Origin of the sequence: Micromonospora sp. NPDC048868, from assembly GCF_043198195.1 — a bacterium.
Lineage (GTDB): Bacteria > Actinomycetota > Actinomycetes > Mycobacteriales > Micromonosporaceae > Micromonospora > Micromonospora reichwaldensis.
In genome coordinates this window covers 108,711-123,774 of the sequence record NZ_JBICUN010000019.1, presented here as the reverse complement: position 1 = coordinate 123,774, position 15,064 = coordinate 108,711, and the positions used below count along the sequence as shown (strand labels likewise).

The window sequence follows — 15,064 nt, the reverse complement described above, 5'->3', positions numbered from 1 at the left end:
GACACGGTGTCGGAAGGAACGGCTCGCGCCGTACGGGGCGGCCGGACGGCCATCAGAGACCGAGTTCGGAGTCGATGAGGTCGAAGAGGTCGTCGTCGCTGGCCAGTTCGAGGTCGAGGTCGGGGTCGCCGCCCGAGCCGGCGCGCATCGTCCGCCACTTGGCGATGAGCACCTCCAGCCGGGAGCCGATCTGGTCGTGCAGCTCCGCCTCGACGCTGGCCTCGGTCAGCGACCGTTCCAGGTTCTCCAGGTCCGTGAGGACCGGCGGAACCTCCGGGCCGGTGTCCGGCGCCAGCTGCGACACCAGGAACGTGGCCAGCTCGTTCGGGTCCGGGTAGTCGAAGATCAGCGTGGCCGGCAGGCGCAGACCGGTCGCCGTGGTCAGCCGGTTGCGCAGCTCGACGGCGGTCAACGAGTCGAAGCCGATCTGGCTGAACGCCCGCCCGGGGGCGACCGCCGCGCGGCTGCCGTGCCCGAGCACGCTCGCCGCCTGCTCGCGTACCAGGTCGACCACCAGGGTGTGGCGGTCGGGCCCGGCCAGGGTCGCCAGTTCGTCGGCGAGGGTGCGCCCGCCGCCGGTCGGGGCGCTCGACCGGGCGCTCGGCCGTTCCCGCCGCATGAGCCCGCGCAGCAGGGCCGGGGGCCGCTCGACCCGCTCGCCGAGCGCGGCGACGTCGATCCTGGTCGGCACGAGCACCGGCTCGGCCAGCCGCAGGCCCGCGTCGAACAGGGCCATCCCCAGGTCGGACGGGATCGCGAGCTGCCCGTCGCGGGCGGTGATCCGGGGGTCGGTCCGGTCCAGCTTGGCGGTCATCTCGCTGGCCTGCTCCCACAGTCCCCACGCGAACGACCGGCCCGGCAGGCCCTCGGCCCGGCGCGCCAGGGCGAGCGCGTCGAGGAACGCGTTGGCCGCCGCGTAGTTGGCCTGACCGGGTACGCCGAAGACGCCCGCGCCGGAGGAGAACAGCACGAACCCGGCGAGGTCGAGGTGGCGGGTGAGCTCGTGCAGGTGCCACGCGGCGTCGAGCTTCGGCGCGAACACCGTGTCGACGCGCTGCGGGGTGAGGGCGGTGACGATCCCGTCGTCGAGCACCCCGGCGAGGTGCACGACCGCGGTCAACGGGTGCCGGGCCGGTACCGCGTCCAGGACCCGGGCCAGGCTGCCCCGGTCGGCCACGTCGGCCGCCACCACCGTGGCCTCGGCGCCCAGGGAGCGCAGTTCGGCGACCGTCTCGGCCGCGCCAGGGGCCCGCTCGCCGCGGCGGCTGACCAGCAGCAGCCGCCGTACGCCGTGCGTCTCGACCAGCCGCCGGGCGACCAGCCCGCCGAGGGTTCCGGTCCCGCCGGTCAGCAGCACGGTGCCGTCGGGGTCCCACGCCCGGGGCATGGTGAGCACCACCTTGCCGACGTGCCGGGCCTGGCTGACGTGCCGGAACGCCTCCGGCGCCTGGCGGACGTCCCACACCTGCGTGGGCAGCGGGGTGAGCGTCCCTCCCTCGAAGAGCCCGAGCAGCTCGACGAGCATGCGCTGCACCTCGTCGGGGTCCTCCAGGGTCAGGTCGAAGGCGGTGTAGGCCACCCCCGGGTGGTCGACGGCGACCTGGGCGGCGTCGCGGATGTCGGTCTTGCCCATCTCGATGAACCGCCCGCCGCGCGGCAGCAGCCGCAGCGAGGCGTCGACGAACTCGCGGGCCAGCGAGTCCAGCACCACGTCGACGCCCCGTCCGCCGGTGGCCTCGGCGAACCGGTTCTCGAAGTCGAGGGTCCGGGACGAGGCGATCCGGTCCTCGGCGAGGCCCATCGAGCGCAGGGCGTCCCACTTGGCGGGGCTGGCGGTGGCGTAGACGTCGGCGCCGAGGTGCCGGGCGAGCTGCACGGCGGCCATGCCGACGCCGCCGGCCGCCGCGTGCACCAGCACCGACTCGCCCCGGCCGAGCCCGGCCAGGTTGACCAGGCCGTGGTAGGCGGTCAGGAAGACCACCGGCACGGAGGCGGCCTCCACGTACGACCAGCCGGCCGGCATCGGGGCCAGCAGGCGGCGGTCGGTGACCGCGACGGGCCCGAAGCAGCCCACGAAGACCCCGAACACCCGGTCGCCGGGGCGCAGGTCGGTCACCTCGGCGCCCACCTCGACGACCTCGCCGGCGCCCTCGCCGCCGAGCGGCCCCGCGTCGCCCGGGTAGAGGCCGAGCGCGTTGAGCACGTCGCGGAAGTTCAGGCCGGCGGCGCGGACGCGTACCCGGACCTCGCGGGGGCCGAGAGCGGCGTCGGCGGCGTCGGTCGGGACCAAAGTGAGGTTCTCCAGGCTGCCCCGCACCGGCGCGTCCAACCGCCACGCGGCGGCGGGCGGTGCGGCGAGTTCGCCCGCCGAGCCGGCCCGCGCCAGCCGCGGCACGTACGCCGTGCCGCCCCGGATCGCGGCCTGCGGCTCGTTCGCCGCCAGCACGGCGGCGACCTGGTCGGGGCCGATCCCGTCGCCGTCGACGTCGACGATGACGACCTGGCCCGGGTTCTCCGACTGGGCGGAGCGGACCAGGCCCCACGCCGCCGCGGCGGCCGGGTCGGTCACCTCGCCGGCGTGGTGCACGGCCACCGCGCCCCGGGTCACCAGCAGCAGCCGCGACGCCGCCCAGCGGGGCTCCGTGAGCCAGCGCCGGACGAGGTCGAGGGCGCGGACGGCGGCGTGCCGCGCCGCGGCGGGAGTGGGCTGCGCGGGTTCCGCGTCGAGCGGCACGAGCACGGCCCCGGGCAGGGCCAGTCCCGCGTCGACGGCGTCGGCGAGCCCGTCCAGCCCGGGGTGCAGCCCGAAGCCGTCCAGGCCGGGGGCGACGGCCACGGCCTCGACCGGGGTGGCCGCGTCGGCCGGCGGCAGCGGCGTCCAGTCGAGCCGGAACAGGGCGTCGCGGGTGGCGCGGTCGTCGGTGACGGCCAGCTCGGCGGCGGAGATCGGCCGCATCGTCAGGGCGGTCACCTCGGCGACCGGGGCGCCGGTCGGGTCGGCGACGGTCAGCGCGATGGCGTGCGGTCCCACCTGGGTGAGCCGTACGCGCAGGGCGGTCGCCCCGGTGGCGTGCAGGCTGACGCCGTTCCAGGCGAACGGCAGCAGCAGCCGGCCGGCCCCGGCCCCGGCGAGGCCGCCGAAGTGCGCGGCGTGCAGGGCGGCGTCGAACAGGGCCGGGTGCAGGCCGTACCGGTCGGCGTCGACCCGCTGGGCCGCCGGCAGCTCCACCTCGGCGTAGACCTCGTCGCCGCTGGTCCACACCGCGCGCAGCCCCTGGAACGCCGGCCCGTACGCGTAGCCGTCGGCTGCCAGGCCGGCGTAGAAGCCGGTCAGGTCGACGGGGCGGGCGTCGCGCGGCGGCCACGTGGTGGGCTGCGGCGACGCGGCGGGCTGGTCGGCGGAGAGGGTGGCGCTGGCGTGCCGGGTCCACGGCCCCGCGGCCGGGCCGTCGGCGGGCCGGGAGTGCACGGTCACCGGGCGGCGTCCGTCGTCGCCGCCCGCGCCGACCGTCACCTGCACCTGGGTCGCGCCGTCGGCGGGCAGGGTCAGCGGGGCCTCGATGACCAGTTCGTCGAGGACCGGGTGGCCGATCTCGTCGCCGACGCGCAGGCAGAGTTCCACCAGGCCGGTGCCGGGCACCAGCACGCTGTCGGTGACCCGGTGGTCGGCCAGCCACGGCTGCGCGTCGGTCGACAGCCGCCCGGTGAACAGGTGGCCCCGCGTCTCGGCGAGCGCGACCGACGCCCCGAGCAGCGGATGCCCGCCGGCGTCCAGGCCGGCGGCGCCGACGTCGCCGGGGCCGGAGACGGGCCGGGGCCAGTAGCGGCGGTGGGCGAACGCGTACGTGGGCAGGTCGACCCGCCGGCCGCCGGCCAGCGCGGGCCGCCAGTCCACCGCGACCCCGCACACGTGCAGCTGGGCCAGGGAGAGCAGGAACCGCGCCCGGTCGCCCTGGTCGCGTTGCACCGAGCCGACGACCACGCTCTCGCCGTCGTGGTCGGCGAGGGTCGCCTCGATGCCCACGGTGAGCACCGGGTGCGGGCTGCACTCGACGTACGTGTCGTGGCCCTGCTCGGCCAGCGAGCGGATCGCCTGTTCCAGCTCGACCGGCTGCCGCAGGTTGCGGTACCAGTAGTCCGGCCCCATCTCCTCGCCGTCGAGCCAGCGCAGGTCGGTGGTGGAGAAGAGCGGCACGGCCGCCGGGCCGGGGGCGATGCCCGCCAGCACCTCGGCCAGCTCGTCGCGCAGGCCCGCCACCTGGGCGGAGTGCGAGGCGTAGTCGACGGCGATGCGCCGGACCCGGGCCTGCTCGCCGGCCAGTTCGGCGAGGAGTTCCTCCACCGCCTGCGGCTCGCCGGACACCACGACGGCGGCCGGGCCGTTCACGGCGGCGACCGAGATCCGGTCGCCGAAGCGGACGATCCGGTCGCGGACCGTGTCGGCGGGCAGCGCGACGGAGGCCATCGCCCCGTGCCCGGCCAGGGCCCGCAGCGCCCGGCTGCGCAGCGCCACCACCCGGGCGGCGTCGGGCAGGGAGAGCACCCCGGCGACGCAGGCGGCGGCGATCTCGCCCTGCGAGTGGCCGACCACGGCGGCCGGCTGCACGCCGTACGAGCGCCACAGCTCGGCCAGCGACACCATCATCGCGAACAGCGCGGGCTGCACCACGTCGACCTCGTCGAGGCTGGGCGCGCCGGGCACCTGACGCAGCACGTCCAGCAGCGACCAGTCCAGGTACGGCCGCAGCGCCGCGTCGCAGGCCGCCATCCGCTCCGCGAACACGGGGGCCTGGTCGAGCAGGTCCAGTCCCATGCCGAGCCACTGGGAGCCCTGCCCGGGGAAGACGAAGACGCACCGGCCGACGGGCCGGGCCTCGCCCCGCGTCACCGCCGGGTCGGGCCGGCCCTCGGCGAGCGCGTCGAGGGCGGCGGCGACCTGGTCCGGCGACGCGCCGACCAGCACCGCCCGCGAGTCGAAGGTGCTGCGGCTGGTGGCCAGCGACCAGGCCACGTCGAGGGGCCGCTGGTCGGGCCGCTCGGCGAGGTGTTCCCGCAGCCGGCGGGCCTGCCCCGCGAGCGCCTCCGGGGTACGCGCGGAGAGCAGCCACGGCAGCGCGTACGCCTCCGTCGGCGTGGCTGCGGCGTCGGCGTCCGGGGTCGGCCCGGGGACCGCCTCGACGATCACGTGGGCGTTGGTGCCGCTGATGCCGAACGACGAGACACCGGCCCGCGCCGGCCGGTCCGCCGCGGGCCACGGGCGGGCCTCGGTGAGCAGCTCCAGCGAGCCCGACTCCCAGTCGACCCGCGAGCTGCGGCGCTCGGCGTGCAGGGTGCGGGGCAGCCGGCCGTGCCGCATGGCGAGGACCATCTTGAGCACCCCGGCGACGCCGGCCGCGGCCTGGGTGTGCCCGAGGTTGGACTTGACCGAGCCGAGCAGCACCGGCGGGGCGCCGGCCGGGCGCTGCCCGTACGTGGCGAGGATCGCCTCCGCCTCGATGGGGTCGCCGAGCGACGTGCCGGTGCCGTGCGCCTCGACGACGTCCACCTCGGCGGCGCTCAGCCCGGCGGCGCCGAGCGCGGCCTTGATGACCCGCTCCTGCGAGGGCCCGTTCGGGGCGGTCAGCCCGTTGGACGCGCCGTCCTGGTTGACCGCCGAGCCGCGGACCACGGCCAGCACGGGGTGGCCCCGGCGGCGGGCGTCGGAGAGGCGCTCCACCACCAGCATCCCGACGCCCTCGGACATGCCGAAGCCGTCGGCGTCCTCGGCGAACGCCTTGCACCGCCCGTCGGCGGCGAGGCCGCGCTGGCGGCTGAAGCCGGTCAGCCCGGCCGGGGTGGACATCACCGACACGCCGCCGGCCAGGGCCAGGTCGCAGTCGCCCTGGCGCAGGGCCTGCACGGCCAGGTGCAGCGCCACCAGGGACGCCGAACAGGCGGTGTCGACGGTGACGGCCGGCCCCTCCAGCCCGAGCGCGTACGCGACCCGGCCGGAGAGGACGCTGCCGGCCGTACCGGTGAGCAGGTGTCCCTCGTCGGCGGTGACCTCGCCGTCGTCGGAGACCACGCCGGGGGCGATCCGGTCGCCGTAGTCCTGGCCGTGGGTGCCGGCGAAGACGCCGGTGCGGCTGCCCCGCAGGGTGACCGGGTCGATGCCGCCGCGTTCCAACGCCTCCCAGGAGGTCTCCAGCAGCAGCCGGTGCTGCGGGTCCATGGCGAGGGCCTCGCGGGGGCTGATGCCGAAGAACGCGGCGTCGAAGTCGGCGATCCCGGTGAGGAAACCGCCGGAGCGCACGTACGTGCGGCCGGCCGTGCCGGGCACCGGGTCGTAGAGGTCGGCCAGCGGCCAGCCCCGGTCGTCGGGCAGGTCGCCGATGACGTCGGCGCCCGCGTCGAGCAGCCGCCACAGCTCCTCCGGGGAGCCGATGCCGCCGGGGAAGCGGCAGGCCATCGCGACGATGGCGACCGGCTCGTCCAGGGCGACGGTGCTCGCGTCGGTGACCTCGGTGGCGGCGGTGCCGAGCAGCCGGGCGTGCAGGTGCGCGGCGAGCAGCTCCGGGGTGGGGTGGTTGAACACGGCGTGCGGGGCGAGCCGGACGCCGGTGACGGCGGTGAGCCGGTTGCTCAGCTCCACGGCCATCAGCGAGTCGAAGCCGAGTTCCTTGAACGGGCGGCGCGGCTCGACGTCGTCGGGGCCGGTGTGCCCGACCACGGTGGCGCACCGGGTGCGGACGAGGTCCAGCAGCAGGGCGGCGCGGTCGGGTTCGGCCAGCTCGGCCAGCCGGTCGGCGAAGCCCTTGGCGGAGGCGGGCGCCGAGTCGGCATTGACGGCCCGACGGGGCGGCGGGGGCAGCAGCGCCCGCAGCAGGGCGGGCACCTCGCCGGAGGTCCGCACGGCGGCCAGGTCGAGCCCGATCGGCACCAGCGTCGCCCGGTCGACGCGCAGGGCGGCGTCGAACAGCGCCAGCCCGGCGACCGTGTCGAGGGGACGGGTGCCGCCCCGGGCGAGGCGGGCCAGGTCCGCCGGGGTGAGCCGGCCGGCCATCCCGTCCTGCGCGGCCCACAGCCCCCAGGCCAGGGCGGTCGCCGGCAGACCCTGGGCGCGGCGGTGCGCGGCGAGCGCGTCGAGGAACGCGTTGCCGGCCGCGTAGTTGCCCTGGCCGGGGCTGCCGAAGGTGGCGGCGGCCGAGGAGAAGAGCACGAACGCGGCCAGGTCGAGGCCGGCGGTGAGCTCGTGCAGGTGCCACGCGCCGTGCACCTTGGACCGCAGGGCCCGCTCCCAGCGGCCCGGGTCGAGGTCGGTGAGCAGCGCGTCGTCGGTGGCCCCGGCGGCGTGCACGACGGCGACCAGCCGGTCGGCCAGCGGGGCGACGACCTCGGCGAGCGCCGCCCGGTCGGCGACGTCGGCCGCGATCACCCGGACGGTGACGCCGGCGTCGGTCAACGCGTCCGTCCAGTCGCCGGCCCGGCCGGTGCGGCTGACGAGGACCAGCTCGGCGACGCCGTGCACGGTGGCGAGGTGGGTGGCGACGTGCCGGCCGACGCCGCCCGTGCCGCCGGTCACCAGCACGGTGCCGCCGGCCAGCGCCGGGACCGGCGGACCGGCCGGGGGCCGTTCGACGGGGTGCAGCCGGGGCAGCAGGACCCGGCCGTCGCGGACGGCGATCTCGGGCTCGTCCCCGGCGACGGCCAGCGCCGCCCGGACGGTCGCGTCGTCGGTGGCGTCGAGGCTGAGCAGCAGGAACCGGTCGGGCTGCTCGGCCTGGGCGACCCGGACGAGTCCCGCCACCGGGGCGTGCACCGGGTCGCCGTCGCGGACGGCGAGGGCCAGGCGGGTGGTCTCCGCGCGGGGGTCGACCAGCCAGCTCTGGAGCACGCCGAGCACGGCGAGGCCGACGGCGTGGGCACGGTCGGGCACCGACCGGCCCGGCTCGCCGTCGCCGACGCGCAGCACCAGCAGCGGCGGCAGCGGCCCGTCCGGGGGCGTGCCGTCGGCGAGCGTCCAGGAGGGCGCGGGCGTCGCCGGGAACGCGGCGGGCGACCAGTCGACGGCGTACAGCCCGGCGGGGGCGGGCGGGGGCGCCGGCGTCTCGGCGGGCGGCAGGTCGAGGGTCCGCAGCACCACCCGGTCCACGTCGAGCACGGGCACGCCCGCGGCGTCGACGGCGCTCAGGGTCACCGCGTCCGCCCCGGCGGGGGCCAGGCAGACGCGCAGCGCGTGCGCCCCGGTGGCGTGCAGGCGCACGCCCGCCCACTCGGTGGGCAGTAGCCGGCCGGTGGGCGCGGCGTCGTCGCCGGGCGCGAAGTCGGCGAGCGGGAGCAGGCGCAGGGCCGCCTCCAGCACCAGCGGGTGCACGCCGTACCGCTCGGCGTCCGGGTCCCGGGCGTCCTCGGGCAGGCGTACGTCGACGAAGAGCCGGTCGGCGGCGACCCACGCGGCCCGGGCCAGTTCCCCGCCCATGGCCTGGTGCTGCGGGGTGGCCAGGTCCACCGGTCGGGCGCCGGTGGGCGGCCAGGCCGTGGCGAGGGCACCTCTGCCGCTCTCCGGGTCGACCGGGCCGAGCACGGCCTCGGCGACCTCCCGCCAGGGCTGCCCGTCGCCGGCCCGGACGTGGCAGTGCGCCACCCGGCGCCGGTGCTCGTCCGGCGCGGAGACGCCGACCTGCACCTCGAGGGTCGCCTCGGCGGGCAGCGGCACCGGACCGGGGACGCGCAGCCGCTGCACCGTCGGGGTGCCGAGCTGTTCGCCGAGGTGGGTGAGCATGTCCAGCAGGGCGCTGGCGGGCAGCAACGCGGGAGTGCCGTCACCGGGGGCGGCCAGCCACGGCTGGGTGGCCGCGGAGACCTGCCCGGTGCAGACGACCTGCCCGGTGCCGGCGACCGCCAGCACGCCGCCGAGCAGCGGGTGCCCGGCGTCGGCCAGCCCGACGCCGACCGGGCCGCCGGCCACGGTCGAGGCGGGCAGCCAGTAGTGCCGGCGCTGGAAGGCGTACGTGGGCAGGTCGACGCGGCGGTGCGGCCCGGGGCCGGCGAGGGCGGCGCGGTCGACGGGGACGCCCCGGACGTGCAGCCGCGCCACGGCGGCGAGCAGCGCCTCCGGTTCGTCGGCGACGCCCCGCACGGCGGGCACGAAGGCCAGCTCGTCGGCCTCGGCGAGGAGGCAGTCCTGGGCCATCGCGGTGAGTACGCCGGCCGGACCGACCTCCAGGAAGGTGGTGACGCCCTGCCCGTGCAGGGCCCGCACGCCGTCGTGGAAGCGGACAGTGCCCCGCACGTGCGCCACCCAGTAGTCGGGCGAGCAGAGCCGGGCCGGGTCGACGGGGTGGCCGGTCAGGTTGGACACCACCGGCAGGTGCGGGGTGCGGTACGTGAGGCCGGCCGCCACCGCGCGGAACTCGTCGAGCATCGGCTCCATGCGCGGCGAGTGGAACGCGTGCGACACCCGCAGCCGGCTGGTACGGCGTCCGGCGGCGCGCAGGGTGGCCGCGACGGCCAGCACCGCGTCGGTGTCGCCGGAGACGACGACGCTCGTCGGGCCGTTGACGGCGGCGAGGCCCACCCGGTCGGTGAGGTGCGCGGCGACCTCGGCCTCGTCGGCCTCGACGGCGACCATCGCGCCCCCGGCGGGCAGCTGCTGCATCAGCCGGGCGCGGGCGGCGACGAGCGCCGCCGCGTCGGCGAGGGGGAACACCCCGGCCACGTGCGCGGCGGCCAGCTCGCCGACGGAGTGGCCGAGTACCGCGTCGGGGCGCACCCCCCAGGACTCCAGGAGGCGGTACAGCGCCACCTCGAAGGCGAACAGCCCCGGCTGGGTGTACAGGGTCTGGTCGAGCAGGTCGGCCAGTTCGTCGCCCTCGGCGGCGAAGACGACGTCCGCGACGGGGTGCGGGGCGTGGCCGGCGAGGCAGCGGTCGAGTTCGGCGCAGGCCGCGTCGAAGGCGTCGGCGAAGACCGGGTACGCCGCGTGCAGCTCGCGGCCCATGCCGGCGCGTTGGCCGCCCTGCCCGCCGAAGAGCATGCCGAGCTGGCCGTCGACGACCCGGCCGGTCAGCACGGTCGGCACGTCCGGGTCCGCCTCGCCGCGGGTCAGCGCGGTCAGGCCCGTCCGGGCGGTGGCCGGGTCGCCGGCAAGCACCACGGCCCGGTGTTCGAGCGCGGCGCGGGTGGTGGCGAGCGCGTGCCCGACGTCGGCCGGGTCGGCGTCCGCCCCGGGCCCGTCGAGCCAGGTCAGCAGGCGGGCTGCCTGGTCCCGCAGCGCCTCGCCGGAGGCCGCGGCGAGCAGCCACGGCACGGGCGGTCGCCGGGTGGCGGAGGCCGGCCCGGACGACGGCTGCTGGTCCGCGACCTCGGACGACGGCTGCTGGTCCGCGACCCCGGACGACGGCTGCCGGTCCGCGGTCCCGGGCCCGGAGGGCGGGTCGGCGGCGGGCGCCTCGACGATGACGTGCGCGTTGGTGCCGCTGATGCCGAACGACGAGACGCCGGCCCGCCGGGGCCGTCGCACCTCGGGCCACGGGCGGGCCTCGGTGAGCACCTCGACCGCGCCGGCGGACCAGTCCACCTCGGACGTCGGGGCGTCCACGTGCAGGGTGCGGGGCAGCGTTCCGTGCCGCATCGCGAGCACCATCTTGATCACCCCGGCGGCCCCGGCGGCGGCCTGGGTGTGACCGAGGTTGGACTTCAGCGAGCCCAGCCGCAGCGGTTCGGCGTCGCCGCGGCCCACCCCGTACGTGGCGAGCAGCGCCTGCGCCTCGATCGGGTCGCCCAGCCGGGTGCCGGTGCCGTGCGCCTCGACGACGTCCACGTCGGCGGCGGAGAGCCCGGCGGCGTCCAGCGCCCGACGGATGACCCGCTCCTGGGCGGGCCCGTTGGGGGCGGTGAGCCCGTTGGACGCGCCGTCGGAGTTGACGGCGGAGCCGCGCAGCACGGCGAGGACGGGGTGCCCGCGCCGACGGGCGTCGGAGAGCCGTTCCAGCAGCAGCACGGCGACGCCCTCGGACCAGCCGGTGCCGTCGGCGCCCTCGCCGAACGCCTTGCACCGGCCGTCGGGGGCGAGCCCGCGCTGCCGGCTGAACTCCACGAACGCCTGCGGGGTGCCCATCACCGCCACGCCGCCGGCCACGGCGAGGGAGCAGTCGCCGGCGCGCAGCGCCTGGGCGGCCAGGTGCAGCGCCACCAGCGACGACGAGCACGCCGTGTCGACGGTGACCGCCGGCCCCTCCAGCCCCAGCGCGTAGGCGACCCGGCCGGAGACGACGCTGCCGGCGGTGCCGACGCCGAGGTAGCCCTCGGTGCCGGGCGGCGCCTGGCGCAGGTTCGCGGCGTAGTCGTGGTGCATGACGCCGGTGAAGACGCCGGTGGCGCTGCCGCGCAGCGAGGTGGGGTCGATGCCGGCCCGCTCGAACAGCTCCCAGGACGTCTCCAGCAGCAGCCGCTGCTGCGGGTCCATGGCGAGCGCCTCGCGCGGGCTGATCGCGAACAGGGTGGCGTCGAAGTCCGCCGCGTCGGTGAGGAACCCGCCCACCCGGACGTACGAGGTGCCGGGACGGTCGGGGTCGTCGGAGAACAGGTGCGCCAGGTCCCAGCCCCGGTCGGTGGGGAACTCCGTGAGCCCCTCCCGGCCCTGGTCGACCAGGTCCCACAGCTGTTCCGGGGAGGCGACGCCGCCGGGAAGCCGGCAGGCCATGGCGACGACGACCACCGGGTCGTCCACCGTGGACGACGCGGACGGCCGGTCCGTCGCGGGGCCGGCCTGCCCGGTGGTGCCGCGCAGCCGGGCGGCGAGGTGCCGGGCGAGGGCGTCCGGGCTGGGCCGGTCGAAGGCGGCCGTGGCGGAGAGCCGTACCCCGGTGGCCCGGGCCAGCCGGTCGCGCAGGGCGACCGCGCTGACCGAGGTGAAGCCGAGTTCCTTGAAGGCCCGGCCGGGGCGCACCGCGGCCGGCCCGGACAGGCCGGCCACCTCGGCGGTGGCGGTGCGGACCAGATCCAGCAGGAGCCGGTCCCCCTCGGCGGTGCTCAGCCCGGCCAGCCGGCGGCGCAACTCGGCGGCGTCCCGGTCGTCGGCGTCGGCGTCGGGCGCCGCGACGGGCCCGCGCCAGGCGGGGTGCGCGGCGTCGGCGTGGCCCGCCGGGCGGGCGAGCACGACCAGGTCGTCGCCGTCGTGGGCCACGTCGAACGCGGCGAGATCGGCGCGTACGGCCGCCGGGACGACGCTTCCCGCCCCGGTTCCGGTGGCCGCGAGGGTGGCGGGCGACGGCTCCCGGTCGGCGTGCCCGGTCGTGCCGACGACCCGGGCCGGCAGACCGGCGGCCCGGCGGCGGGCGGTCAGGGCGTGCAGGGCGCCGACGGCCGAGGCGGCCCGCTCCCGGCCGGCGGCGCCCAGCAGCAGGGCGGACGGCGCGAGGACGGTGAACGAGGCGGCCGGGAGCCGGGTCGCGGCGTCCAGCCTCCCGGCGAGGCGCAGCAGCCGGGCGGTGTCCTCGTCGTCGGTCAGGTCGTCGTCGGACGGGCAGAGGAAGACCCCGCCGGGCGGCTCGTCGCCCGCCCGCTCGGCGGGCAGCGCGGCGACGTCGGCGCCGGCGGCGACGAGCTCGGTGACCAGGTCCACCAGGGCGGTCCCGGGCGTGGCGCCGAGGTGGAGCAGCCGCAGCCGGCGGACGCGGTGCGCGGCGACGAGGTGTCGGGCCAGCGCCGCGCCGGTCGTGCCGTCCACGCCGGTGACCAGGACCGGGCGGTCCGGGTCGGCCACGCTGACCGGCCGCGCCGGCACGGTCGCCGGGGCGGGCACGAGGACGGCGTGCAGGGCGGCTCCGGCCCGCAGCGCGACCTGCGCGGCGCCGGCGTCCACCACGGCGGGGAGCAGGGCGGTCGAGCGGTCTCCTGCGTCGCCGTCGACCAGCACGATCCGGTCCGGGTAGGCGGCCTGCAGACTGCGGCCGACCGCCTGGACCGCGCCGGCCGCCGGATCGGCCGGGTGCCACCCGCCGGCGGCGGGCGCGGCGACGGCAGCGTTCCCAACGGGGGCGTCGATTTGGAGGGCGGCGTCGGTCCCGGTGTCCAGGTCGCCGGGTGCGGCGGTCGCGGCGGGTGCGGCGGCCGGGCCGGTCAGCAGCACCAGGCGGGTGCCGGCGAACCGGTCGTCGTCGAGCCAGCCGCGCAGCCGGTCGGCGAGGTCCGCCGCGACGGCGTCGGCCGGCTCGACCAGCAGCACCGTCACGTCGGGCACGTCCGGGGCCTCGCGCAGGGCGGCCAGGTCCCGGTGGGACCGGACCCGGTCCCCCGGCGACGCCGCGCGCAGCGGTTCCACCAGCGCATCGCTCCCGCTGCCGACGAGCGCCCAGCGGCGGGCCGGGGCGGCGGCGGCCTGCGCGGCCGTCGGGACGGGCGCCTCGACCGGCGGTACGGCGGCCAGGTCGAGCGGCTGCCAGGCGAGCAGGCTCAGCGTCTCGTGGTGGCTGCCGTTGACCGCCCGCAGCCGCGCCGGCCGGTCGAGCAGGAGCCGGCGGGTGACCTTGCCGGAGGCGGTGCGGGGCACCTGCCCGATCTCGTACAGCTCCTCGGGAACCTTGTGGTAGGAGAGCTTCTCCCGGCAGGCCGCGTACCCGGCCCGGGGGTCGAAGCCCTCCGGCCCGGGCACCACGAACGCCACCGGCACCTCGCCGAGCACGTCGTGCGGGCGGCCGGTCACCGCCACGTCGGCGACGCCGGGCACCCCGCGCAGGGCCTCCTCCACCTCGGCCGGATGGATCTTCTCGCCACCCCGGATGATGAGTTCCTGGTGCCGCCCGGTGACGAAGATGTTGCCGTCGGCGTCGCGGCGGGCCAGGTCGCCGGTGCGGTACCAGCCGTCGCGCAGGGCGGCGGCGGTGACCTCCGGCAGGCCGTGGTAGCCGAGCATGACGCTCGGCCCGCTGACCCAGACCTCACCCTCGGCGCCGGTCGGCACGTCCAGGCCGGTCTGCGGGCTGACCAGGCGCACCTCGACGCCGGGCACCGCGCGCCCGCAGGAACCCTCGACCCGGGGCTGGTCCGGCCGGGTGACGGCGATCGAGCCGCAGGTCTCCGTGCTGCCGTACGCGTCGAGCAGCGGCGCGTCGAAGACCTCGTCGAACGCCCGACGCAGCGCGCCGGTGGTGATCGCCCCGCCAACCAGGCAGACCCGCAGGGCCGGGGCGCGGAAGCCGCTCTCCCGGGCGGCGGTGACCAGGTGGTGGTACATGGCCGGCACACCGGCCAGCACGGTGGCCTCGTCCTCGTCGACCGCGCGCAGCACGTCGTCGGCGGAGAAGCCGTCGATGAGCCGGGCCGTGGCGCCGACGGCGGTCACGCTGAGCACGCACCCGATGTGGGAGAGGCTGTGGAACAACGGCAGCGGCCAGACCACCCGGTCGGCGTCGGTGAGCCCGGGGATCGGCACGTAGCAGGCGGCGACGGACCAGAGGCAGGTGCGCTGGGTGGAGAGCACGCCCTTGGGCCGGCCGGTGGTGCCGGAGGTGTAGAGCATCCAGGCGACCTCGTCGAGGCCCAGGTCGTCACGGGCGTCCACACCCGGCTCGGTGTCGACCAGGTCACGCCACGCGGTGACCCCGGCGGGCACCGGGCCGTCCCCGGTGACCACGACCCGCAGGGCCGGCCGGCCGGCGCGCAGGCGCAGCAGCTGGTCGAGGTGCCGCGGGTCGGTGACCACCAGCACCGCACCGGAGTCGTCCAGCAGGTGGGCCAGTTCCGCGTCGGTGCTGTGCGGGTTCACCGGTACGCCGACCGCGGCCGCCCGCGTCACGGCCAGCCAGGTCTCCACCGTCTCCACCCGGTTGCCGAGGCAGAAGGCCACCCGGTCGCCCCGCCCGACCCCCGACGCCGCCAGGTGACCGGCCAGCCGGCGGGTCCGCGCCGCCAGGTCGGCGTATCCGACCGCCCGGCGGTCGTCGCGGAACGCGACCTTGTTCCCCAACCTGGCGGCGTGCGCCTCGATCAGATCGGACAACGGCTGGATCAGGTCGCTCCGAAGCATGTCACCACATCCGTCCGTCGGCGAGACTTCTCATCCGCGGCGTAGACCCCGCTCGCC

At 77.7% G+C, this 15,064-nt stretch carries 1 protein-coding gene; it reads right to left on the bottom strand.

Translation table 11 applies throughout. The features are described from left to right. Positions 1 to 52: 52 nt before the first annotated feature. A complete protein-coding gene (locus tag ACGFNF_RS25060) occupies positions 53 to 15,007 on the bottom strand; it encodes an SDR family NAD(P)-dependent oxidoreductase (RefSeq protein ID WP_393171115.1) in 14,955 nt (4,984 codons plus the stop codon). Between the last annotated feature and the right edge of the window lie 57 nt (positions 15,008 to 15,064).